The sequence below is a fragment of the Caloramator quimbayensis genome, assembly GCF_900167605.1.
In the GTDB taxonomy this organism is placed as follows: domain Bacteria; phylum Bacillota; class Clostridia; order Clostridiales; family Caloramatoraceae; genus Caloramator_B; species Caloramator_B quimbayensis.
Genome location: NZ_FUYH01000022.1, coordinates 1 through 23,489 on the forward strand (window position 1 = coordinate 1; position 23,489 = coordinate 23,489).

General features: G+C 32.2%; 23 protein-coding genes. 16 read left to right on the forward strand and 7 right to left on the reverse strand.

Annotation, left to right across the window (positions count from 1 at the left end):
• Positions 1-270: ATP-binding protein (locus B5D15_RS11775; RefSeq protein ID WP_179122294.1), on the forward strand; the 270-nt coding region annotated here is incomplete at its 5' end.
• A 7-nt stretch (positions 271-277) separates the two neighbouring features.
• Here B5D15_RS11775 and B5D15_RS15875 read toward each other — a convergent pair.
• The 3 genes from B5D15_RS15875 to B5D15_RS11790 all read right to left on the reverse strand — a co-directional run bounded on the left by B5D15_RS15875 (position 278) and on the right by B5D15_RS11790 (position 2,397).
• Positions 278-553, reverse strand: a complete 276-nt coding sequence (locus B5D15_RS15875; protein ID WP_078697327.1) for a transposase family protein — start codon at positions 551-553, stop codon at positions 278-280.
• Positions 554-779: 226 nt separating this feature from the next.
• Entirely contained in the window at positions 780-1,790 is a 1,011-nt protein-coding gene (locus B5D15_RS11785; RefSeq protein WP_078697328.1) for a hypothetical protein, read from the reverse strand.
• A 10-nt stretch (positions 1,791-1,800) separates the two neighbouring features.
• Positions 1,801-2,397 carry a metallophosphoesterase gene (locus B5D15_RS11790; RefSeq protein ID WP_078697329.1) on the reverse strand — a complete coding sequence of 199 codons (597 nt, stop codon included), beginning with the start codon at positions 2,395-2,397 and terminating at the stop codon, positions 1,801-1,803.
• Between the two features lie 483 nt (positions 2,398-2,880).
• Here B5D15_RS11790 and B5D15_RS11795 point away from each other — a divergent pair, with 483 nt between their 5' ends.
• The 8 genes from B5D15_RS11795 (at position 2,881) to B5D15_RS11830 (ending at position 14,755) form a co-directional block, all read left to right on the forward strand.
• Positions 2,881-4,131, forward strand: a complete 1,251-nt coding sequence (locus tag B5D15_RS11795; protein ID WP_078697330.1) for an MDR family MFS transporter — start codon at positions 2,881-2,883, stop codon at positions 4,129-4,131.
• A gap of 355 nt (positions 4,132-4,486) precedes the next feature.
• Entirely contained in the window at positions 4,487-5,842 is a 1,356-nt protein-coding gene (locus B5D15_RS11800) for an MATE family efflux transporter (RefSeq protein WP_078697331.1), read from the forward strand.
• A gap of 13 nt (positions 5,843-5,855) precedes the next feature.
• Entirely contained in the window at positions 5,856-6,863 is a 1,008-nt protein-coding gene (locus tag B5D15_RS11805; RefSeq protein WP_078697332.1) for a DUF7309 domain-containing protein, read from the forward strand.
• Positions 6,864-6,996: 133 nt separating this feature from the next.
• Entirely contained in the window at positions 6,997-8,514 is a 1,518-nt protein-coding gene (locus tag B5D15_RS11810; protein WP_078697333.1) for a class I SAM-dependent DNA methyltransferase, read from the forward strand.
• Complete coding sequence (locus tag B5D15_RS11815) at positions 8,504-9,820, forward strand: restriction endonuclease subunit S (protein WP_078697334.1); 1,317 nt, start codon at positions 8,504-8,506, stop codon at positions 9,818-9,820. The genes B5D15_RS11810 and B5D15_RS11815 overlap by 11 nt, the downstream gene beginning before the upstream one ends.
• Positions 9,813-10,064, forward strand: coding sequence for a DUF6429 family protein (locus tag B5D15_RS11820; RefSeq protein ID WP_078697335.1), 252 nt, complete (start codon positions 9,813-9,815; stop codon positions 10,062-10,064). Before B5D15_RS11815 ends, B5D15_RS11820 begins: the two co-directional genes overlap by 8 nt.
• A 63-nt stretch (positions 10,065-10,127) precedes the next feature.
• Positions 10,128-13,406 (forward strand): type I restriction endonuclease subunit R, encoded by a 3,279-nt coding sequence (locus tag B5D15_RS11825; protein ID WP_078697336.1) that lies wholly within the window; start codon positions 10,128-10,130, stop codon positions 13,404-13,406.
• 329 nt (positions 13,407-13,735) lie between these two features.
• A complete protein-coding gene (locus B5D15_RS11830; protein WP_078697337.1) occupies positions 13,736-14,755 on the forward strand; it encodes an Rpn family recombination-promoting nuclease/putative transposase in 1,020 nt (339 codons plus the stop codon).
• 278 nt (positions 14,756-15,033) lie between these two features.
• Here the strand turns inward: B5D15_RS11830 and B5D15_RS11835 are convergent, their stop codons facing one another.
• Positions 15,034-15,513, reverse strand: a complete 480-nt coding sequence (locus B5D15_RS11835) for a methylated-DNA--[protein]-cysteine S-methyltransferase (RefSeq protein WP_207651468.1) — start codon at positions 15,511-15,513, stop codon at positions 15,034-15,036.
• A 96-nt stretch (positions 15,514-15,609) separates the two neighbouring features.
• Here B5D15_RS11835 and B5D15_RS11840 point away from each other — a divergent pair, with 96 nt between their 5' ends.
• Complete coding sequence (locus tag B5D15_RS11840; RefSeq protein ID WP_078697338.1) at positions 15,610-16,197, forward strand: hypothetical protein; 588 nt, start codon at positions 15,610-15,612, stop codon at positions 16,195-16,197.
• Between the two features lie 13 nt (positions 16,198-16,210).
• On the opposite strand, the gene B5D15_RS11845 is transcribed toward B5D15_RS11840, so the two are convergent.
• Positions 16,211-16,870, reverse strand: a complete 660-nt coding sequence (locus B5D15_RS11845) for a DUF4397 domain-containing protein (RefSeq protein ID WP_078697339.1) — start codon at positions 16,868-16,870, stop codon at positions 16,211-16,213.
• 132 nt (positions 16,871-17,002) lie between these two features.
• On the opposite strand from B5D15_RS11845, the gene B5D15_RS11850 reads away from it, so the two are divergent.
• From B5D15_RS11850 to pepT, 3 genes are all read left to right on the forward strand, one after another.
• Positions 17,003-17,506, forward strand: a complete 504-nt coding sequence (locus tag B5D15_RS11850; protein WP_078697340.1) for an SEC-C metal-binding domain-containing protein — start codon at positions 17,003-17,005, stop codon at positions 17,504-17,506.
• A gap of 64 nt (positions 17,507-17,570) precedes the next feature.
• Positions 17,571-17,972 (forward strand): hypothetical protein, encoded by a 402-nt coding sequence (locus B5D15_RS15630; protein WP_207651469.1) that lies wholly within the window; start codon positions 17,571-17,573, stop codon positions 17,970-17,972.
• An 82-nt stretch (positions 17,973-18,054) separates the two neighbouring features.
• Entirely contained in the window at positions 18,055-19,287 is a 1,233-nt protein-coding gene (pepT, locus tag B5D15_RS11860) for a peptidase T (RefSeq protein WP_078697341.1), read from the forward strand.
• Positions 19,288-19,293: 6 nt separating this feature from the next.
• On the opposite strand, the gene B5D15_RS11865 is transcribed toward pepT, so the two are convergent.
• A complete protein-coding gene (locus B5D15_RS11865; RefSeq protein ID WP_078697342.1) occupies positions 19,294-20,169 on the reverse strand; it encodes a DUF2156 domain-containing protein in 876 nt (291 codons plus the stop codon).
• Positions 20,170-20,345: 176 nt separating this feature from the next.
• Here B5D15_RS11865 and lepB point away from each other — a divergent pair, with 176 nt between their 5' ends.
• Complete coding sequence (lepB, locus tag B5D15_RS11870; RefSeq protein WP_078697343.1) at positions 20,346-20,864, forward strand: signal peptidase I; 519 nt, start codon at positions 20,346-20,348, stop codon at positions 20,862-20,864.
• Positions 20,865-20,930: 66 nt separating this feature from the next.
• On the opposite strand, the gene B5D15_RS11875 is transcribed toward lepB, so the two are convergent.
• Positions 20,931-21,614 carry a Crp/Fnr family transcriptional regulator gene (locus tag B5D15_RS11875; protein WP_078697344.1) on the reverse strand — a complete coding sequence of 228 codons (684 nt, stop codon included), beginning with the start codon at positions 21,612-21,614 and terminating at the stop codon, positions 20,931-20,933.
• Positions 21,615-21,734: 120 nt separating this feature from the next.
• Here B5D15_RS11875 and hcp point away from each other — a divergent pair, with 120 nt between their 5' ends.
• Positions 21,735-23,027 (forward strand): hydroxylamine reductase, encoded by a 1,293-nt coding sequence (gene hcp, locus B5D15_RS11880; protein WP_078697371.1) that lies wholly within the window; start codon positions 21,735-21,737, stop codon positions 23,025-23,027.
• 116 nt (positions 23,028-23,143) lie between these two features.
• Positions 23,144-23,488, forward strand: coding sequence for a cupin domain-containing protein (locus B5D15_RS11885; RefSeq protein ID WP_078697345.1), 345 nt, complete (start codon positions 23,144-23,146; stop codon positions 23,486-23,488).
• Position 23,489 lies beyond the last annotated feature (1 nt).

Sequence of the window (23,489 nt, forward strand, 5' to 3'; positions counted from 1 at the left end):
GACCAGGTAGACCTATTGATATGCGATGAATGGGGATACATTCCAATTGACATTGAAGGGGCTAAACTATTATACCAGGTTATAGCAGGATGCTATGAGAAAAAAAGCATAATATTAACTACAAACCTTGAATTCAGTAAATGGAACAGTATTTTTTTCGATGAAAAGCTAACAAACGCTATACTTGATAGGATGGTCCATCACAGTCATTTACTAATATTTGACGGCCCCAGCTGGAGGCTCCAAAATTCATTAATGAAATACAATTAATTTACAATTATGGTAATGCGGATGTTGCAAAGATTTTTTTCAAAAGTTTGTATTTAATTATTGCAAAACACAGAAGATTAGTAATTCTATGATAGCGAGGAAGGAATTCAATATTTTCATAAAATCTTTTACCACAAACATTACAGCGGTACCTACGTTTTTTAATAATAAGTACAGTAGATTTTAAGAATAAAGGAAGATGTTTAACACATTGAATTCTATAGTCGTGAACTCTACTAGTTTGAGAATTACAACAAGGACAAGTGTGAGGTTTTCTTTTCATTTCTAAATAAACCTCAATACAGTTATCAGAATTATTTATTTTTGCAATTCGTTGTATTTTTATTTTACACTAAACATCTAAAACAGGTGCATATTTTTTTGTAAAAAAATATGCTGGGGCTACGCCCCAACATTTATTATAGAACCTTAATATATATATAATACTTAAATAATAGTTAATATGTTTCATAAAAAGGAATACGAGGAAGTTATAATATTTAAGTTTACTATTTTCGTGTTGCGATTATCTCCTCATCATATTTTTTTATCTTTTCTATATTATCGGCAGTAAGCTTTTTAAAAGTTTCTTCTCTGAATTTCATGCCAAGTTCCTGCCTTGTAAATCCTTTAGTTGAAGGCTCAAGGGCTTCAACCCAGTCAACCTTTTTCCCTTTATAAATAAGGTCTAAGTCTGAAATTCTTGTTCCATCCTCAAGGTATTCCATTGATAGAAGCATTTTTTTGATTTCAATAGGATTTAGTAATGTAAAGAGCCTTATCTGATATACAAGCACGCTCATTAAAAACCTCGGGTAGTCCTTTGCATAGGATTCACCAAGTACAAGCCCCGATTCGAGGTTATCAAGTACAATAGACAGTCTTTCATAATGGAGGCGGTACTTACTGTATCTGTCGTATATTCTAATCTGAAGATCATACCAATTTTTGTCCTCGAGCCCCTCGTTTAAAAATCTTAATGACTGGCTCATAAGCCTCTTATGGAGAATATGAGGAGGCATGTCAATAAGCATGTGCTCATCTTTAAAATCCTTTAAATTAAGATTTTTGTTTATGGGCTTTTCGGTAAAGCTCAATATAGTTTGATTGGATATGCCAATATCGAGGCATTTTTCAATAGACATTATCTTGCCGTCGTAGGTTTGCCTTATGCTTTCTATTATTTTTTCTGTATTTCCTAAAACCCTCATTATAACTGTACCTGGTGCTATATGGGAGTCCTTTATATATGAATAGGCATTTAAATTTAATATTGAAGAAAAAAGATAATCTGACCTCTCAGGAACTAAAATTATAGACTTTACATCCTCAAGGCGGGCTATTTTTTTCCCCGGCTCTGTAATAAAAATTATGGTGTTATCCTCCTGCGCTATCTCAAGAGCTTGTATTAAACCAACAGAAATTCCCTTTAAATTATCTTTGAAAAAGTTTGATAATTCACAAACGTTATCGCTTCCAAAAACGATGAGCTTTGGACCTGTTCTAACAAATGAAAACATAAAAAACCTCCTAAATCCCCATTTTCTTTTTTCTTGTTCTATGCGCATCTGTTCCAGATGGATAGTGAAGTTTAATTATATTCATATCCTCTATATTTATTATATTAATATTATCTATTCCATTCAAATATTCTTTTTGGTTTGTTATAATTTTGTCATGGCCGTATAAATATAAATTACATTCGTTAGGAAGATTATAAAAATCATGGGATAATCCAATGCTTATTCCATCTACGTTCAATATACTTCCTTCAGTTATTATTTCAATTGAATTTATAGATTTTAAAGTTTCGAAATCATCGTGATTCCCAGGTACGACTATTATTCTATCTTTAACATAAGGAGAAAGGGATGATAAAAATCTTGTAACTTTTACCCTATAGCTGTTTATAAGCTGAGGAGCCATCTGAAGTTTAATATCGTCAGCAACATCTCCGGTGTGTATTAAAATATCAGGTTTTGTATTTTTAATAAGCCTTATGATGCTTCCATATATTACAGTTGGGGTATCGCTTATATGAATAATTTTTCTATAATTTAAAGAGGCGCATTCAGGTATATAAATTTCTCCAGCTAAATTAAACAAAAATCTTTTTATCTTTTCCATCTTCTTCTCCTGTAGTTTGAATATTAAAATAATTATAGCAAATAAGATGCTTTTTTCAATTAAAATAAATATTTAACAAATTGTATTTGTTGACAAAATTTTCATGATACTTTATAATAAGCTTAGTTTAAGGAAAGGGGTTTTAATAATGTTGGAGGTTGTTCTTAACTAAAAAATATAAATATCAATACAATTTTTAACCTATTATTTAGGTTTATTTGTGTTGTATTTTTTGGTTTAAGACAGCCCGATATAAAACCTTAATTTATAGTTCATGTTTTATTTTTAAAGCTATACTATGCATTGCTTGTAGCGCTTTAAAATATCTAAAAATTTTTGATAAAATATGAAAATTAAGGCTGTAGATGGCTGTATCATCTATAGCTTTTTATTTTAGGGGGGATTCATCAAGATGTTTTTAAGGAAGGATAGGGATATTTGATTGTCAATTTGCAGAGGCTTAAAGAATTCGGAGGTGATAGAATGAGAAGAATATCTAATCTTTTAAATCCCTATAGAGGACTGCCAAAGGAGATATATGTTATATTCATATCGAGAATAGTTAACTCAGTAGGAAGCTTTGTAATGCCTCTTATGACATTAATACTAACTCAGAAGATTGGGCTTTCAAAATCAGAGGCAGGCTTATATATCAGTCTTGCAGGATTTTTGATGATGCCTGTATCCATACTTGGAGGAAAGCTTGCTGATACTATTGGGAGAAAGAAATTAATAATGGTTTTTGGATTTCTTGGAACATTGATGTATATAATATGTGGTTTTATGAAACCGACTATAAACATGATGTATGTTATTATGGCAGCTGGAGCCTGTCATTCAATATCAGGTCCTGCCTATGATGCACTTCTTGCTGACCTTACAACTCCAGAAAATAGAAAGGGCGCCTATTCTCTCGTATATATGGGGTGGAATATAGGCTTTGCAGTAGGCCCCATTATAGGAGGTTTTTTGTTTGAGAGGCATCTTCCAATCGTATTTATAGGGGATGCGGCAACAACTATAATATCTCTTATACTCGTTGGGATATACGTAAAGGAAACTATTAATCTTACAAAACAGGATATAGAGGATGAAGGCAGGGCTTTAGAAAAAAGAGAAGAAGGTTCAGTTATTTCGGTGCTTTTAAGAAGGCCAATTCTTCTTTATTTTGCCCTTATAATTTTTGGATATAATTTTGTATATTCACAGTGGTCCTTTATGCTTCCAATGCATGCAAGTCAGAACTTTAAAGAAATGGGTCCGAAATATTACGGCTTTATTGCAAGTTTTAATGGGCTTATCGTTATGCTCTTTACTCCGATTGTAACAAAGCTTACAGAAAAAATAAAAAACATAAGATGTATGTTTTATGGAGGAATATTATATGCAGTAGGATTTGGGATGCTTGGATTAATTAGTACCCTTCCTTTATTTTTCGTTTCAGCATTTATATTTACAATTGGAGAAATAGTTCTTTCAATAAATACATCTCCCTTTATTGCAAACCATACGCCTATATCCCACAGAGGAAGGATGAATGCAGTTCTTCCTATGATTTTAGGCCTTGGCTACACATTAGGACCTATGGGAATGGGAAAAGCTCTTTCCTATATAAGCATAGAGCAGGGGTGGATTATACTTGGAGGAGTTGTATTTGTTGCTTCTCTATTTATGAGAGGGCTTGAGGCATATGATGAGAAGACTTCAATTCCTGCAGCTGAAAATTGTTCATAATAGTACTGCAAATTGACAAGTGACAAATTCTATTTAAAAGTTTTGATTAAGTTTAAGCCCATAAACTGCTAAAGCCAATATAAAGCGAATTTTAGAAGCTCTTGCCTTGATGACGCAGAAAATCTTAGAACTTTTGGTTGTTTGAGCTTGCGAGTTTCCAAAAGTTCTTGATTTTCAAGGAATCAAGGCTTAGAGCTTATTAATGAGTGAAAAAGATTGGCTGTGCAGTTTATGAGCTTTAAGTATTATGGGCTTTGCAAATTTACTGTAAATCCTTTTTATTAATATATTAATCCTTTATTTTTTATGCTATCATAATATTTGTTCACATATTTCATAATGACAGGAGGATAATATGGATAGGTCAAAACAGCTTGGAGAAGAAAAAGTAGGAAAGCTTCTTTTAAAATTTTCAATACCTGCTATTGTTGGTATGATTGTAAATGCTCTTTACAATATTGTAGATAGAATATTCGTAGGACAGGGAGTAGGCTCCCTTGCTATATCAGGTATTGCAATAACTTTCCCCATAACTACGGTTATAATGGCCTTTGGAATGCTCGTTGGAATAGGCTCTGCTGCTCTTGTATCCATAAGGCTTGGGCAAAAAAGACGTGATGAGGCAGAAGAAATAGTAGGAAACGCCCTTGTACTTCTTATAATTATATCTTCCCTTCTTATGATTTTTGGTTTGATTTTTGAGAGAAGGATTTTAAGAAGTTTTGGGGCAGGGGATGCAGTAATAAAATATGCGCAGGATTATATAACTATAATATTGTCAGGAGTTATATTTCAAAGCGTTGGCTTTGGTATGAACAATTTAATAAGGGCTGATGCAAATCCAAAGAACGCAATGTTTACAATGCTAATAGGTGCTGTAACGAACACAATACTCGACCCTGTATTTATTTTTGTATTCCATATGGGAATAAAGGGGGCAGCTATTGCAACAATAATATCGCAGGCATTAAGTGCTGTATGGGTTCTGTCATACTTTTTCAGCAAAAGAAGCATGCTTAAGATTCATAGAAAAAATTTAAGGCTTAAAAAAAATATAATTCTTTCAATATTTTCAATTGGCATGTCTCCTTTTTCCATGCAGCTTGCTGCAAGCGTTGTTACTATAATTTTAAATAGAAGCCTTGTAAAATATGGGGGAGATATAGCAGTTGCTGCTATGGGGATTATAAACAGCATATCCATGCTGATTTTAATGCCCATATTTGGTATAAATCAAGGTGCTCAGCCTATTATAGGCTACAACTATGGAGCACAAAAATACGATAGAGTAAAACATACTTTAAAGCTTGCGATACTTGCGGCAACCACAATTTGTACTATAGGATTTGTTGCAGTTCAGCTTTTTCCAGTTGCTATTATTAGTATATTCAATAGAACGGATAAGGAGCTAATAAAAATAGGCTCAAATGGACTTAGAATATTTTTATCTATGCTTCCTATAATTGGCTTTCAAATAGTAAGTTCAAACTATTTTCAGGCTGTAGGAAAACCAAAGCATTCTATGTTTTTAAGCCTTTCAAGGCAGGTTATTATTTTAATACCGTTGCTTTTAATATTGCCACGAATATTTAAATTAAAGGGCGTATGGCTTGCAGGCCCAACAGCAGACTTTTTATCTTCACTTCTTACAGCAACATTTTTAATGTTTGAAATAAGAAATCTTAAACAAAAACATAGAGAAGGAGTATAAAGGAGGTTTTATTATGCGTTATGAAGCCACCTTAGAAGAGTGGAGAGAATTATATGAAGCTGCAATAAAGATTAAAGAAATGAAGCCTTGGGAAAAATTATGGGATATGGATTTGATAACCATAATGCCTGATAAAGAATCTGAGCCTACTATTTGCAGCATAATGGGAAAAGGTGGTAATTTTTGTGGAATAGGTGCATATATAGGATTAGAGGCAATACATAACTTCTTTTTACTATCACAAAGTGAAGAAATGCCCCCAAATCAATCTGTGAGATATCAGAAGTGTATATTGTGCAATTATGGAAATAGAGAAGAATTAACTCAAGATGAATATGAAATAATAAAAAAGTTAGGATATAAATTTAGAGGTAAGAATAATTGGATTTACTTTAAAGTTTATGATCCAATATATATGCCATTTATGCCTGATAAGAGTGAAGTTATTAAAATGACTGAAATTCTAAAACAGTTATATTTTGCATTAGAAGAACTAAATGATGGATTAAAAGTAAATTTTGAAGACGGAAATACATTGCTTAGAATGTTTGATAAAGAAAACAATACGTGGATAAATAAAGAAATGCCTGTGTTTATGCCCGAAATAGAATATAAAGTTCCAACATTAGATGATGAAGTGCTTATAAAAAGGTTAAAATCTAAAAAACCAAATAAAGCAATTTTAAATTTAGATATAGCATATTTGAATTCAGTAATTAATGATAAAAAATATGATAAGCCTTTGGCAATGAGATTATGTATTTTATCTGACATAAAAAATGGTATGGTTTTGCAACAGCATGTGATGGTTCCCGAAGATGATGAAATAAATGTAATATTTAATGTGGTTATTAGCTACATACTTAAAATGGGCATACCTAAAACGATTTATGTTAGGGATAAATATATGTATTGCATAATAAAAGACTTATGCCAAAAGGTAGGAATAGAATTAAAGATATCTCAGCAGCTACCAGCAGTAGACTTTTTTGTAGAAAGTTTTAATTCCTTTAGGTTTTAACTTTTGTCAATATTTTAAGCAGGTATTTACTTAGAATGCCTGCTTTTTAATTTTTTAGAAAACTTGAAGGGAAATATAATTTGATGTGGAAATATTAAATAATTGAAAGAATTAAATTTAAGGAGGCAGAAAAATGTCAACAGCAAATGTAGGTTTTGAAGAACAGCTTTGGAAAGCTGCGGATATATTAAGAGGAAGTATGGATGCGGCAGAATATAAGCATGTAGTTTTAGGATTATTATTTTTAAAATATATTTCTGACAGGTTTGAACAAAAGTATAGGTATCTATTAGAAGAAGGAGAAGGATTTGAAGAAGATAGGGATGAATACGAAGCAGAAAATATATTCTATGTACCAAAAGAGGCAAGATGGGACAATATAAAGAACAATGCAAAGGATCCAAGGATAGGACAAATAATAGATGACGCAATGCTTTTAATAGAAAAGGAAAATCCAAGCTTAAAAGGTGTCCTCGATAAAAGATATGCACGACCAGAGCTTGATAAAAGAAGGCTTGGTGAACTTATAGACGTTATTTCAAATATTAAGCTTTATCAAGACGGTCAAAAGGATATTTTAGGAAGAGTGTATGAATATTTCTTAAATCAGTTTGCTGAAAAGGAAGGCAAAGGCGGAGGAGAATTTTATACACCAAAAAGTGTTGTTAAAACATTAGTTGAAATGATTGAGCCTTATAAAGGAAGAATATATGACCCATGCTGTGGCAGTGGAGGTATGTTTATACAAAGTGAAAGGTTTGTTCAGGAACATCAAGGTAAGATAGATGATATATCAATTTATGGTCAAGAACTTAATCCTACAACATGGAAGCTATGTAAGATGAATCTTGCAATACACGGGCTTGATGGTGATTTAGGGCCACACAATGCAGATACATTCCATAACGATTTGCATAAAAATTTAAAGGCTGATTATATTTTAGCAAATCCTCCCTTTAATATTAGTGAATGGGGTGGAGAAAAACTTACAGAGGATGCAAGATGGAAGTATGGCATTCCTCCAGCAGGAAATGCAAACTATGCATGGCTGCAACACATGATATATCACTTAGCACCAAATGGAGTAGCAGGAGTTGTTCTTGCCAATGGTTCATTAAGTTCAAATACATCTAATGAGGGAGAAATAAGAAAGAATTTAATAGAAGAAGATATTGTTGATTGTATAGTTGCCTTGCCAGATAAATTATTTTACACAACAGCAATTCCAGCCTGCCTTTGGATATTAAACAGAAACAAAGCAAACAATCCAAAATACAGAAGCAGACGACATGAGTTTTTATTCATAGATGCAAGAAAACTTGGACAGCTTGTAGATAGAAGACATAGAGAACTTTCAGATGAAGACATAAAGAAAATTGCGGAAACTTATCATAATTGGCGAAATAAAGATGGCCAATATGTGGATATAAAAGGATTTTGCAAATCAGTAACAATTGATGAAATACGAGAGCATGAATATATTCTAACCCCAGGAAGATATGTAGGAATAGAAGAAGTTGAAGGTGATGGAATTGATTTTGAAGAGAAGATGGAGAACTTAACAAGTGAGCTTGCAGAACTGTTTTCAAAATCAAGACACCTTGAGGAAGAGATAAAGAAGAACTTAAGGGGGCTTGGATATGAGCTGTAATGAGTGGAGAGAGACAGAATTGGGATTAATTCCAGCTGATTGGGATGTAAAAGTAATTGGAGAAATTGGAAAAGTAGTTGGTGGAGGAACTCCTAATACAAAAGAATCTAAATATTGGGATGGAAATGTTAGTTGGATTACACCCAAAGATTTATCGGGTTTTTATGAAAGATATATATATAAAGGTGAACGTTCTATTACAAAGGAAGGTCTTGAAAATTCAAGTGCTAAATTAATGCCAAAGGGAACAGTTTTATTTAGTTCGAGAGCACCTATAGGATATGTAGCTATAGCAGGTAAAGAATTAGCTACTAATCAAGGATATAAAAATATTATTTGTAATGATGAAATAGCTTATAATATTTTCGTTTATTACTTAATGAAATATAAGAAGAATGAGATTGAACAAATAGCTAATGGGTCAACATTTAAAGAAGTATCAGGTAAAGTATTAAGTGAATTTAAAATTATTCTTCCTCCCCTTCATGAGCAAAAGGCCATAGCTAAAATTTTATCAGACATTGATGAAAAGATAGAAATAAACAACAGGATAAACAAAGTATTAGAAGAAATAGCCCAAACAATTTTTAAACACTATTTTGTGGATTTTGAATTTCCAAACGAAAATGGAGAGCCATATAAGTCAAGCGGCGGTGAAATGGTAGAAAGTGAACTTGGCCCTATTCCTAAGGGGTGGGAGGTAAGAAGGTTAGGAGAAATTTTAGAAACATCTTTAGGAGGAACACCTAAAAGGGAAAAGAAAGAATATTGGGAAAATGGAACTATACCTTGGTGTAATTCAGCAAAAGCAAATGATTTTAGAATAATTGAGCCTACAGAATACATAACTGAAAAGGGATTAAAAGAATCTTCTACAAAACTACTACCAAGGCGAACAATTGTTATTGCAATAACAGGAGCTACACTGGGTAAAATTTCATTGTTAGAAATTGACAGTTGTACTAATCAGTCTTTGGTTGGTATTTTAGAAAATAAATTATATAAAGCTGAATTTATTTATCCTTTAATGAAAATGCAGATAAAACAATTAATTAACTTACAAACAGGAGGAGCACAGCAACATATTAATAAAGATAATATAAATAAATTAAAAATAATATTACCCCAAAAGGAATTGTTAGAAAAATATTACGATATTACAGAAAAAATATTCAAACAAATTTCCATAAGAACATTTGAAGTAAATAATCTCTCCCAACTTCGTGATACCCTTCTTCCAAAGCTTATGTCTGGTGAAATTAGGGTGCCTCAAAATAATAAAAGAAAGGAATATAAAAATGTCTGAGGATATAAAAAATACAATTAAAGAACTAACATTAATGCTTATGTACTTAACATCATGGAAGGAAAAACAGTTTGGCATGGAATATCTAAGAACATGGAAAGGATATGACTTTGATATTTTAAATGAACTGACTGATGAAGATTTAATCACAGGCTCATATCGTGCTAAATCAGCTTTTATTACAGAAAAGGGAGAAAAGATTGCAGAAGAATTATTAAAAAAATACCAAATAAATATAAAATAAAGTATTTGAGAGTTAATAAAATTGTATAAATTCTATTTCAATTAATCAAAGGTGGGGATTTAAATGGGTTTATTAATTGATTTTACAGAGCAGCAGCTTGAAGAGGCGACAATAGAAATACTTGATGAGCTTGATTATGAACATCTGTATGGTCCAGATATTGCACCAGATAGCGATAATCCTGAAAGAAGAGACTTTAGAGAAGTAATATTAAAAAACAGAGTATTAGATGCTTTAAGACAAATTAATCCTACTTTGCCAGAGGATGCAATAGAAGAGGCATACAGGAAAATAATAACCTTCAACAGCCCGATACTTGAAGAAAACAACAGATACTTTCATAAACTTATGGTTGAAGGAATAGACGTTACATTTAAAAAGAATGGAATAATCAAAACAGAAAAGGCATATATAATTGACTTTATAAATATAGATAAAAATGATTTTTTGGTGGTAAATCAATTCAGAATAGAAGAAGTAGAAAAAAGAAGACCAGATGTAATTATATTTGTAAATGGTATTCCCCTTGTTGTAATGGAGCTTAAATCCTCAACCGATGAAAATGTAGGAATAGAAAAGGCATATAATCAAATACAAACATATAAAAGGGATATTCCAACACTTTTTTACTATAATGCATTTATAGTAATAACAGATGGAATAAATGCAAAGGCAGGGACAATAACAGCTAACTTTGAAAGGTTTATGAACTGGAGAAGTATAGATGGTATAAATGTAGAGCCACTATCTATTCCACAGTATGAAATTTTATTAAGAGGTATGCTAAGGAAGGATAGATTACTTGACATTGTAGAAAACTTCTTAACATACCAACAAACAAGTGCAGCAGACTATGATTCAAAGGGCAGAAAGATTGGAGATAAAATAAAACTTAATAAAATACTATCTGCATATCATCAATATTTTGCTGTAAAAAAGGCAGTAGAAAATACAGAGAAAGCTATAAATTCAATAGATAAAAAGATTGGTGTTGTATGGCATACCCAAGGTTCAGGAAAGAGCTTTACAATGGTATTTTATGCTGCACAGCTTGTTAAAAAATTTAACAACCCTACAATTGTGGTTATAACCGATAGAAACGACCTTGATGACCAGCTATATAATACTTTTTGCGGGGCAAAAGATATATTAAGACAAGATCCTGTTCAGGCAGATGTAAGAAAACTTTCTGACGAACAAAAAGAAAATAACAAAAAAGAAAAATCAAAAGTAATACATGGATTATTTGACCTTATTAATGAAAGAGAAGCAGGAGGAATAATATTTACTACTATACAAAAATTCAAAATAGAAGAAGGCGAAATGCCTGTTTTAACAGACAGACACAATGTAATAGTAATTGCAGATGAGGCCCATAGAAGCCAATATGGTTTTGATCCAAAAACTAATGTTAAAACTGGTGATGTAAAATATGGGTATGCTAAATATGTTAGAGATGCCCTGCCGAATGCTTCCTTTATAGGATTTACAGGAACGCCTATTGGAATAGAAGGTGAAGCAGGGGCTAAATCAACAACAGAAGTCTTTGGGGATTATATAGACATATATGATATGACAAGGGCTGTTGAAGATGGAGCAACAGTAAAAATATATTATGAAAACAGGATAATAAAGCTTGAGGCGGAGGAAGAAGAATTAAAGAAAATAGATGAAGAATTTGAAGAGCTTATGGAGGGACAGGAGGATGAACTAAAGGATAAATATAAAGGGCAGTGGTCAAGACTTGAGGCGGTTGTTGGTTCACCTAATAGATTAAAACTTTTAGCACAGGATATAGTAAATCATTTTGAAGAAAGAATAAAAACAATTGATGGGAAAGTTATGATTGTCTGCATGAGTAGAAGAATTTGTGCAGATCTTTATGAAGAAATAAAAAATTTAAGGCCGGATTGGCATAGTGATGATTTAAATAAAGGAAAGATTAAAGTTGTAATAACTGGGGATGCATCGGATGAAGAAAAGCTGCAAAAACATCTAACAGGCGGTTCACAAAGGAAAGAAATACTAGCAAAAAGAATGAAGGATATAAACGATGAACTTAAAATTGTTATAGTAAGGGATATGTGGCTTACAGGATTTGATGTTCCTTCAATGCACACAATGTATATTGACAAGCCAATGAAGGGACATAACCTAATGCAGGCAATTGCAAGAGTAAATAGAGTTTTTAAAGATAAGCCAGGTGGTGTAATTGTTGATTATATAGGAATATTCGAAAGCTTAAAGAAGGCACTTAAGGTTTATACAGAAAGCGATAAAAAGACAACAGGAATAGATACATCCGTTGCAGTTTCAATAATGCTTGAAAAACTTGAAGTTTTAAAAGATATGTTCCATAAATTAGATTACTCAGGATATGTAAACGGAACTGAGAAGCAAAGAATAAGAGCTATTACAGCGGGGATGGATTTTGTGCTTTCAATGGAAGAAAAGGAGCAAAAGGAATTTAAAAATACAGTTGTAGAACTTTCTAAATCCCATTCACTTTGTGCATCAACTAAGGAAGGAAGAGCTTCTGCCCTTGAGGTCTGCTATTTTAAAGCTGTAAAGGCAAGCCTTGTAAAGCTTGAGAATAAGGCAACAAACAAACTTTCAAAAAAAGAAATAGAGCACAGAGTAAATCAGCTTTTACAAAGGACAATAATATCGGAGGAAGTTATTGATGTTTTTGATTCATTAGGACTTGAAAGACCTAATATATCAATATTATCAGATGAATTTTTAGAAGAAGTAAAATCTATAAAGTATAAAAATCTTGCTGTTGAAATGTTAAAGAAACTTCTTGAAGGAAAAATAAAATCAATAGAAAAAAGAAATGTAGTAAAATCTGAAAAATTTTCAGAAAAGCTGGATAAGGCATTAAATAAATACAAAAATCAAGCAATAACAAATTTAGAAGTAATTGAAGAACTTATAAAACTTGCAGAGGAAATAAAAAAGGCAAGAGAAGAAGATATGAGTCTTGGTCTTTCAGAAGATGAAATAGCCTTTTATGATGCCTTAACATCAGATGATGCAGTAAAACTTTTTATGAGTGATGATGTTCTAAAACAAATAGCACATGAATTAACTGAAGCTATAAGAAGCAGCATAACAGTTGACTGGAGCAAAAGAAATTCGGCAAGGGCTAAAATGAGGACGATTATTAAGAGGCTGCTTAAAAAATATGATTACCCGCCAAAGCAGGCAGAAAAGGCGATGGATATAGTAATGAAGCAGGTTGAAAAGATGTGTGAAAATGAAGTGGAAGAATTGGATGAAGATGGTGACAGCACTGCAGTATCTATGGTGGCTGAAGGTAGAATAAAGTATAGGGTTTGAAGTAATTAGTTTTATAGAATTAAAGAGAATAGGTAATAATAATGGAGTTTACAAAAATGTGGATGGTTTTTTGCAGGATAAAAGTTAAAATAATCATCCAAAGATATATTTGAACGTTCTATTTATATGATAGATAGAAGCCTTGAGAAATCGGGGCTTTTATGTTTTTTTGATGGCAGCCATAACTTTTAGGTGGAATAAAGATGACACATTGTTGATTGTATGTATACAAGTTGAAAAAAAGGATTAAATATAATAATATAAAATTAAAGAATATATTTATTGATATTATTAATTGAGGCAATGTAGAAAAATTAGTAGGTGAAAATATGAAAATACAAAATCCCCACGATAAATTTTTCAAAGAAACCTTTTCTGATATAGATGTAGCAAAGGATTTTATGATAAACTATCTACCACAAGAAATAGTAAAACTAATAGATTTAGAAACATTGGTACTTCAGAAGGATAGCTTTATAAACGAAAAGCTCCAAGAAGTATATTCAGATATGCTGTTTAAGGTAAATATAAGTAATAGGGAAGGATATATATATTTTCTATTTGAACACAAAAGCTATGTAAGTAAACAAACAGCCCTGCAGTTATTAAGATATATTGTAGAGATATGGGAGATGAGCATAAAGAAGGAGGGAGTGGGTAAATTACCAATAATTATTCCTCTTGTAGTATATCATGGAAGTGAAAAATGGAACATAAGAAATGATTTAGGAACAATAATAGAAGGATATGATGAGCTTACAGAAGAAATAAAAAAATATATACCAAACTTTGAATATCTACTGTATGATATATCAAGATATAAAGATGAGGATATAAAGGGACGAGTACAGTTAAGAATAATGCTATCAATATTAAGAAATATATTTTCAGATGATGTAAGTAAGATGAAAAAAACGATATTAAATGCAGCAATGTATTTATCTGAACTTGAGGATAAACAAACAGGGCTGCATTACTTTGAAACATATATAAGATACATATTTAGTTCATATCAACAAATGACAGAAAGTGATTTTAAGGAGATAACTAAGGATATAGAGAAAATATTTGTAGAAGGGAGTGAGTATGCTATGACTTTAGCAGAAATATTTAGACGAGAAGGTATGGAAAAAGGTATAGAAAAAGGTATAGAAAAAGGTATAGAAAAAGGAGAAACTATAGCACTTTCAAAAACAGCAATAAAATTATTAACAAAGAAATTTGGCATAATACCTAATGAATTAAAAATGAAAATACAGGAGTTAGATGTTGCTACATTAGAAATTATAGTTGAATATATTTTAGACATGCAAAGCATAGATGAAATAAATAAGTATTTTGTTAAATAGTGTCACCCAGTTGACAAGTGACAAACTCGTGCATCTTTATGGCATTTTTTATAAAGAAAAGCCCATAAAACTGCTAAAGCTAATATAAAACGAATTTTAAAAGCTCTTGCGTTGATGACGTTGAAAATTTTAAAACTTTGGTTAGTTTGAGCTTGCGAGTTTATAGAAGTCCTTGATTTTTAAGGAATCAAGGCTTAGAGCTTATTAATGAGTGAAAAAGGTTGGCTTTAAGTTTATGGGCTTTATAAGTTTGATACAAGGAATATAATTTAAAAACTTTAATAATTATGCTTAAGCGCTCCTTCGTGCTTTAAAAGCCATTCCTTTATCCCTAATCCTCCTGCATAACCTATAAGTTTTCCATTGTTTCCTATTACCCTGTGGCAGGGGATTATAATAGGTATTTTATTTTTATTGTTGGCTCCTCCGACGGCTCTTACAGCTTTTTCATTTCCAATGGATTTTGCAATATATAGGTAGCTTACTGTTTTTCCGTAGGGTATTTTCATAAGCTCATTCCAAACTTTTTTCTGAAATTCTGTACCTGCAATATTTAGTTTAACGTTGAATTCCTTTAAGCTTCCTTCAAAATATCTTTGAAGCTGATCTATGCAGTCTATAAGGCTTGGATGGATTTCACTTGCCTTGGTCGGCTGCAATTTCCCATTAACAAAGTTTATAGCTGATATACCATCTTCGTTTCCTAAAATTTCAAGCATACCTATTTTAGACATGTAATAGGCTCTGTATATTTCCATAATAAAAATCCTCCAAAATGAATATATTTGTATATAATTTTACATTAAAAAATGGAAAAGCTAAATATATATTATCCTTTATTAAGGAGTGGACTTATGGCTTTAAAAAAATCCAAAAGGGAAGATTATCTTAAAAAGATATATGAAAGAAATCCTGATACAGGAAACTATATTATAGAGGTATCCCTTAATAAGTATACGGATATATTTAACGATTGGGACAACGCTCCCTTTCAAAAGAGAGATTTGGATCCTGATTTAGACTTTTTTTTGAGGAGCTGCTCCTATGATATACCCTTTAAACATGATATAGAAATATGTTTTTACATATCAAATGAGGTAAGAAATGAAGAGGCGGAGAGGCTTATAGCGTTAAAACTTAAAAATTACTATTCCTTTTATTTAAGAGGAGAGATACGAGTGCTGAGGCAGTCTTACAGAAGAGTGGCTTTATATGCCTTTATTTCCTTTTCTCTCTTGTTTTTAGCCTTGGTATTGGAAAAACAATTTGAATCTAATATATTTTTAAACACTGCACTTCAGGGGTTTAACATTGGAGGATGGGTACTTTTATGGGAAGCTATATCATTTTTGATTTCAAAGAGGAAGGATATTATAAATGATATTAATGTATTTGAACGATATGTCCATTGTGATGTTTATTTTAAATACAGTAAAGATTAAGGGAATAGTTTACCTATTCCCTTAAATATGATGCGCCATCAAGAGGAATGAGTACCTGAAGTGAGGGCTTTCCTCCTGCAAGGCCTACTGCATATATAGTATAGTATCTGTTTGGCAGAAGCCTGATGTTTGGTACAGTTAAAACAGTATTATTTGTGCCCGCTATATTTACATTTACAGAATAGGTACCGGGACTTATTTCTATATAATCAGCAACTTCTTTATAGGATATATCCTCAAAAAGTTTATTTCCATCGGGAGTTACTATATCAACAGCAGGCGCATCGGGAGATAGATGGGCAAATCTTAAATATAGTTTGTCTGGATTAAGGGGTTTTTTGTGCTCTACAATTGGGAATAGGTTTATATTCGGAAGCATACCAATTGCAGCAACTGTAAAAGCAGAGGAGCCTGGAAGTTCAATGCTTGTGTCTATTAGTGGGTTTTGAGTTGTATTAGCTTTAAAGACCTTTATTCTGTATTCTCCAACAGGAACTCCTATATATTGGGTAAAATTTCTATAGGAAAGATTTTTAGCTATTATTTTATCGTTGGCATATACATCAACTGCAGGTGTATTGGGAGATGCGTGAAGAATTCTTACGTAGGATACTTGGGGCTTCATCCTGTAAAGTGGGCAGTTATAGCATTCGCTGAAGGGATAGTTATACATTAAATCACCTCATATTTTGTTTTACTATATCATTATATGAAAGGATTTTTTTATTTGATTATAAAAAAATAGTTATAACATAAAAAAGATGATATAATATCAAAGGAATATTATAAGAAAAGGGGAATAGATATGAGTTTATTTGAAAAGTGGGAAGAAATTGCATCCATGCCAAGGACGCAGGAAGAATACGATAAGTTCTGGGAAGAATATTTAAAAAAAGAAATGGACATTTATGATGATATACTTAAAAACAAAGAGAATGTTATTGAAACAACAGTTAAGGGATTTGGAGAAAAGTATAATTTAAGCAGTGAAGAGGTTTTAGGTTTTCTTCAGGGCATAAATACGAGTTTAAATGAAATGCTTGAGCTTGAAAGCCTTGAAGAGGACTCAAATATAAAACTTGATATAAATTTTGAGAAGCTCTTTTATAACATGATAGATGCTAAGGCAAGCTGGCTCTATGAGCTGAAATCCTGGGATAATATACTTACATCTGAGAAAAGAAAGGAAATAAGAAAACAGTATAATATAGATCATACAGTTGTTAAGGAGAATAAAATAGGGAGAAATGATCCTTGTCCCTGTGGAAGCGGTAAGAAATATAAAAAATGCTGCGGTAAAAATGAATAAAAATATTAACTTTTTTCTCTCCTGATTCATATTATGTAATGAAATTATTTTAAGGGGAGAAAGTATGGATTTTGAATTTTATGAAGTCCCAATCGGAAATATAATGGAGCAGTTTGGAATGGGATTTGAAATGCAGGAAGAATTAAACATGAGGTCCTATGATGATAATCGCCAGTTTCCTTTTGGACCGTCCTTTAATCCATCTATAGCGGGACCTCCAAAGAACATGCCTCCTTTATCTGCTCCTTCAAAACCAAAGACCCAGGGCTTTAGTGCAGTTGATCCAAGAGCTATTAGAAAGTGCCTGTTTAGATTCACCTATATATGGCTTAGAAACGGCAGAGCCTTTTGGATGTATCTGACCTTTGTTGGGAGGAACTCTATAGCAGGCTGGAGATGGAATGGGAGAAGATGGGTTTATGTTGGTATTGATATTGACAGAATTGAATACTTTTTATGCAATTGAGCCTTCAAATGAAGGCTCATTGTTTTAACTTTTAAATGTGTTGTATTATAATAATATTTAGAAAAATAAAGGAGATGATAAGATGTCAGGCGTTTTGGGGAAATTTTTAGAATATGTTAAATTTGATACCCGCTCTGATGATGAATCAGATACTACTCCAAGTACTAAAAATCAGCTTAAACTTGCAGAATTTTTAGTAAAGCAATTAAAGTCAATAGGCATACAGGATGTATCGATGGACGAATATGGATATGTATACGCTTCTCTTCCTAAAAACACAGAAAAAGATGTCCCAACGATAGGCTTTATAGCACATATGGATACATCCCCAGAGATGGCAGGGGATGGTATAAAGCCTAATATAATTGAAAATTATGACGGTAAGGATATTGTTCTTAATGATGAGAAAAATATTATAATGCTTGTAGATGAGCATCCTCATCTTAAAAACTACATAGGAAAGACTATTATTACAACCGATGGAACAACCCTTCTTGGAGCCGATGATAAGGCAGGTATTGCAGAGATTGTTGAGGTACTTGAGTATCTTATAAATCATCCTGAAATTCCCCATGGTACGATAAAAGCTGCCTTTACTCCCGATGAAGAGGTTGGAAGGGGTACGGAAAAATTTAATCTTGAGAAGTTTGGGGCTGATTTTGCTTATACTGTTGATGGGGGAGCCCTTGGTGAGTTTGAATATGAAAGTTTTAATGCTGCTGATGCGAGGATAACTATAAATGGTGTAAACAGCCATCCCGGGGATGCTAAGGGCAAAATGAAAAATTCCCTGCTTATTGCCAATGAGCTTATAGATATGATGCCAAAGGATGAAATACCTTCAAGGACGGGAGGGTATGAGGGATTTTATCATCTTCTTTTTATAAGAGGAGATGTTGAAAAAACAAACCTTCGCTTTTTAATAAGGGATTTTGATAAAGATAAATTTGAAGAAAGAAAAAAATTCATTGTTGATAATGTTGATAAATTAAATAATAAATATGGAAAAGATACAATCGTTATAGAGGTTAAGGATCAGTATTATAATATGAGGCAGAAGATAGAAGAGGACAGGAAGGTTGTAGATATAGCATTAAAGGCTATTAAGGAATGCAATATTACTTCAAAAGTGAAGCCTATAAGAGGAGGAACTGACGGCTCGGCTTTAACCTTTAAGGGACTTTTAACACCAAACCTTTTTACAGGAGGACATAACTTCCACGGAAGGTATGAATATATCTGCAAGGAGTCTATGGAAAAGGCTGTTGAAGTTATATTAAAAATAGTTGATATATGTGCAAAAGAGCTGCAATAGCAGCTCTTATTTTATTATATATTTTGGTTCAAGAAATATGGGATTGTAGGACAGTTTTGCTTTTCTAAGGTTTTCTATTCCTAAATCCTCTTCACGGTTTATATAGAGTATATCTTTGTAAAAAGTTTCTGCAAAGCGTTTATTTATAAAGCTGTAAAGCCCCCTTATACTTCTATCGGCTTTTTCAACGTGAATTACTGCCATGTTTTCATTTAGTATCTCCCCTATTGAAAAAGCACAGGGTTCGTTATATACATACACTACCATGCATTGCAGATTTAAAATTGAAAAGTTTAATAGAACATCGTGTACTGCTTCGATTTCATGGGAAAGAAAATGCAGCTTTGGGCAATTTTTGTACCAGTTTTCTATTATATATATGCAGTCTTTTAAAAGGCTTTCATTATAAATTTTTACATCATAGATGTTATTTTTTACGAAATGGTTATAATTGTTTCTTTTTTTTGAAAGGGAGTTTGAAGAAAGTGAAATGAGCCTTTTAGTATCATATATATAATCGAAGTTGTCCCTGTCTTCCTCTATTATATATTTATCCGGCAAAAGCGCTTTTAAATCCTTTATAAAGTGTGATTCAGCGTATTTTATCAGATGCTCTCCATTTTTATAATCTTTAAGTTCATTCAATATTTTTTCAAGATTATCCATTCTATATCCAAGGGGTTCGAGGAAAAAGTATGGTTCATCAAATTCTTTTTTTCTGATTATTAATGCATCATCATAAATACAGTACTCAACATGGAATAAATTCCTCCACATATATAAGTCTATAAAGGAAAAATCGCAGGTGAAAAATTTATAGGGCTTAATATATTTTTCAAACAATGCCTTATCATTGATTGAAAGTGGTTTGAATTTTAGCATAGCTCCTCACCTTACTTTATTTTGGGTGCAATTTATATGATATTATATGTTGAATCTTGGAATATTGTTTTAATAAAGTGTGAATTATTAATTTGTTGGTAAATTTTTAATGCAAAAATTATAAAATAGTGATACCATAATCTATATAGTATTTTTGTCCTAAAGGAGGAAAGGCATTGGATAGCATAAAAGTTTTTGTTAAAGAATGGGTAATACCTATAGTAATAGCTTTTATAATTGCCCTTGCAATAAATAAATTTTTATTTTTTAAGATATTAGTTCCTACAGAGTCCATGTATCCAACTATTAAAGTTCAGGATAGAATATTTGTAACAAGGGTTTATCATCCTGAAAATCTAAAAAGGGGAGATATAGTTGTATTCTATTCCGATGAGCTTGGTGAGAGGCTTGTAAAAAGGCTTATAGGTCTTCCGGGGGATAAAATAGATATTAAGGATGGAACAGTTTATATAAATGGTAAAAAATATGAAGAACCCTATGTAGTTAATAAGGACGATTATACTGCTTCAGAGCCCTTTGTGGTACCTGATGGTGAATATTTTTTCCTTGGCGATAACAGGGCTAATTCTTTAGACAGCAGATATTGGCAGTACAGTTATATAAAAGCTGATAAAATAGAAGGTAAAGCCATATTTACTCTGTTTCCTTTCAATAGGATGGGAGTACTTAAATAAATCTGCATAGAACTCATAAAAATATAACAGCCTCTAACTTTTGAATTAGAGGCTTTTTGCATGTGTTTAAACAATATAGTTTTCAAGCTCTGATATGTTTTTAATCGTTACTGTATCCTTATCGTAATCTATTAAATTTTCCTCTTTCATCTTTATAAGTTCCCTCGATAAGGAGGGCCTTTGAACTCCTATCTTATCTGCCCATTCCTTTTTAGACATTCCGATAAATATAGTATTGTTTTTTTGAATGGAATACTGCCATAAAAGATATTCACATATTCTTTGCCTTATAGTTTTTAAAGTTACTTCCTTCAGCTTTGTGCTTAAGACTATTGCTTTATTTGAAATTGTTTTTAAAAATTCGAGATGAAACTTTTGATTTTTAATACAAAGCTTTATTACTGACTGCTTATCAATATGCAAAATAACAGAGCTCCCCTTTGAAACAACGGTCATGGGATATTTATCTCTGTTTCCAAATATGAGATTTTCACCAAATACGTCAAAGGCAAAAAATTCTGCTACAGTTAAAACCTTCCCTAAGGAATCTATCTTTTGAATTCTGACGCCTCCTTTTAAAATTAAACTTAAGTTTCTGCATTCTTCGTTTTCAAAAAAAATCACATCTTCATCTTTATATTCAACTATTTTGTAGTTTAACTCTTTAAATAACTCTATAATGTTTTTATCATCGTATTCTTTAAATAAATCTGAATTTTTAAGGTCTTTTACATATTGCTCAATTTTCATAGAAAATTTCTCCTTTTTTTATATGGTAACATCGGTTACCGAGTTTGACCTTAAAATTTATTATAATCTAATCATAAAGCAAAGAAAAGTTCTAATTTAAAGGAGGAATTTTTTATGGATATGTTCTGCTATCAATGTGAGCAAACACCAAAGGGAGGATGCACAAAGTTTGGAGTGTGCGGCAAGAACCCAACAATTGCAAGCCTTCAGGATACAATAATACTTGGACTTAAAGGGGTTGCGGCCTATGCAGTACATGCAAGACAGCTTGGATATACTGATGCTGAAGTTGATGCTATAACTCAGGAGGCTTTATATACAACTCTTACTAATGTTAATTTCAATCTTGAGGACAACATAAACATGGCTTTAAAGGTTGGAAGTGCAACAGTTAAGGTTATGGAACTTTTAGATAAGGCACATACGGATTATCTTGGCATTCCAACTCCGGTTGTTGTATCAGAGGATAAGGTTGAGGGCCATGCAATACTTGTAACTGGACATAATCTTTATGCCTTAAGAAAACTATTAGAGCAGACTGAAGGTAAAGGAATTAATATTTACACACATTCAGAGATGCTACCAGCCCATGGATATCCTGAGCTTAAGAAATACTCTCATCTTAAGGGGAATGTAGGAAAGGCATGGTATGACCAAAGAAAAGTGTTTGAAGAGTTCCCAGGAGCAATACTTGTTACAACAAACTGTGTAATGCCTATTTTAAATGGAACATATAAGGACAGAATATACACTTATGATGTAACAGGACTTGAAGAAGTTACTAAAATAGAAAATGATGACTTTACACCAATAATTGAAAAGGCACTGTCCCTTAAAGAAGCAAATATAGAATCTGATAAAACATTAATAACTGGTTTTCATCACAGCACAGTTTTAAGTTTAGCACCTGAAATAATAGATGCAGTAAAAACTGGAAAGATAAGAAGGTTCTTTACAATAGCAGGCTGCGATGCCCCGACTAAGGGAAGAGACTATTATAGAGAGCTTGCAACATCACTTCCAAAGGACTGTGTACTTCTTACAACTTCCTGTGGAAAGTTCAGGTTTAACGATGTTGATTATGGAACAGTACCGGGTACAAATATCCCAAGATATATAGACCTTGGACAGTGCAACAACTCAATATCTGCTGTTAAAATAGCTCTTGCTCTTGCTGAGGCATTTAACTGCACAGTAAATGATTTGCCTTTAACTATAGTTCTTTCATGGTTTGAGCAAAAGGCTGTTGCAATACTTCTTGGACTTTTCAGCCTTGGAGTTAAGAACATATATATAGGACCTAAGGCTCCAGAGTTTTTATCACCTCAGGTTGTAGATGTCCTTGTAAATAATTTCAACCTAAACCTTATAAGCGGTGATGCAAAGGCTGACCTTGAAAAGATGCTTGGATAATTAAGAATAAAAATTGACTCATTAAGAAAAAGTAAATATAAAGCATCAGGGTAAAACAACACATAATAGTTTTACCCTGATAAAACCCTAAATATTATAATGAAAGGAAGTTTATTATGCAGGGACAGAATTTTTTAAAGAATATTGATTTTGCAAAGGTTCTCGATTTAGAATCCCTTGTTGATTATGGTGAAGGTAAGGTTATAAGCAGAACATTATGCCAAGGAAAACCACTTAGCATTACTCTGTTCGCCTTTGATAAGGGAGAAGAGGTGAGCACCCATTCAGCCCCAGGCGATGCTATGGTTTATGTTATAGATGGAACTTGCGAAGTTACAATCGGGGGAGAGAAATTCCTTCTTAATAAGGGGCAGACTATCGTTATGCCTGCAAACATTCCCCATGCAGTATATGCAAAGGAAAGATTTAAAATGCTTTTAACTGTTGTATTTAGTTTATAAT

Coding starts and splice junctions, on each gene's coding strand:
- B5D15_RS15875 (WP_078697327.1), bottom strand. CDS start 553: ATGAAAAGAAAACCTCACACTTGTCCTTGTTGTAATTCTCAAACTAGT.
- B5D15_RS11785 (WP_078697328.1), bottom strand. CDS start 1,790: ATGTTTTCATTTGTTAGAACAGGTCCAAAGCTCATCGTTTTTGGAAGC.
- B5D15_RS11790 (WP_078697329.1), bottom strand. CDS start 2,397: ATGGAAAAGATAAAAAGATTTTTGTTTAATTTAGCTGGAGAAATTTAT.
- B5D15_RS11795 (WP_078697330.1), top strand. CDS start 2,881: ATGAGAAGAATATCTAATCTTTTAAATCCCTATAGAGGACTGCCAAAG.
- B5D15_RS11800 (WP_078697331.1), top strand. CDS start 4,487: ATGGATAGGTCAAAACAGCTTGGAGAAGAAAAAGTAGGAAAGCTTCTT.
- B5D15_RS11805 (WP_078697332.1), top strand. CDS start 5,856: ATGCGTTATGAAGCCACCTTAGAAGAGTGGAGAGAATTATATGAAGCT.
- B5D15_RS11810 (WP_078697333.1), top strand. CDS start 6,997: ATGTCAACAGCAAATGTAGGTTTTGAAGAACAGCTTTGGAAAGCTGCG.
- B5D15_RS11815 (WP_078697334.1), top strand. CDS start 8,504: ATGAGCTGTAATGAGTGGAGAGAGACAGAATTGGGATTAATTCCAGCT.
- B5D15_RS11820 (WP_078697335.1), top strand. CDS start 9,813: ATGTCTGAGGATATAAAAAATACAATTAAAGAACTAACATTAATGCTT.
- B5D15_RS11825 (WP_078697336.1), top strand. CDS start 10,128: ATGGGTTTATTAATTGATTTTACAGAGCAGCAGCTTGAAGAGGCGACA.
- B5D15_RS11830 (WP_078697337.1), top strand. CDS start 13,736: ATGAAAATACAAAATCCCCACGATAAATTTTTCAAAGAAACCTTTTCT.
- B5D15_RS11835 (WP_207651468.1), bottom strand. CDS start 15,513: ATGGAAATATACAGAGCCTATTACATGTCTAAAATAGGTATGCTTGAA.
- B5D15_RS11840 (WP_078697338.1), top strand. CDS start 15,610: ATGGCTTTAAAAAAATCCAAAAGGGAAGATTATCTTAAAAAGATATAT.
- B5D15_RS11845 (WP_078697339.1), bottom strand. CDS start 16,870: ATGTATAACTATCCCTTCAGCGAATGCTATAACTGCCCACTTTACAGG.
- B5D15_RS11850 (WP_078697340.1), top strand. CDS start 17,003: ATGAGTTTATTTGAAAAGTGGGAAGAAATTGCATCCATGCCAAGGACG.
- B5D15_RS15630 (WP_207651469.1), top strand. CDS start 17,571: ATGGATTTTGAATTTTATGAAGTCCCAATCGGAAATATAATGGAGCAG.
- pepT (WP_078697341.1), top strand. CDS start 18,055: ATGTCAGGCGTTTTGGGGAAATTTTTAGAATATGTTAAATTTGATACC.
- B5D15_RS11865 (WP_078697342.1), bottom strand. CDS start 20,169: ATGCTAAAATTCAAACCACTTTCAATCAATGATAAGGCATTGTTTGAA.
- B5D15_RS11875 (WP_078697344.1), bottom strand. CDS start 21,614: ATGAAAATTGAGCAATATGTAAAAGACCTTAAAAATTCAGATTTATTT.
- hcp (WP_078697371.1), top strand. CDS start 21,735: ATGTTCTGCTATCAATGTGAGCAAACACCAAAGGGAGGATGCACAAAG.
- B5D15_RS11885 (WP_078697345.1), top strand. CDS start 23,144: ATGCAGGGACAGAATTTTTTAAAGAATATTGATTTTGCAAAGGTTCTC.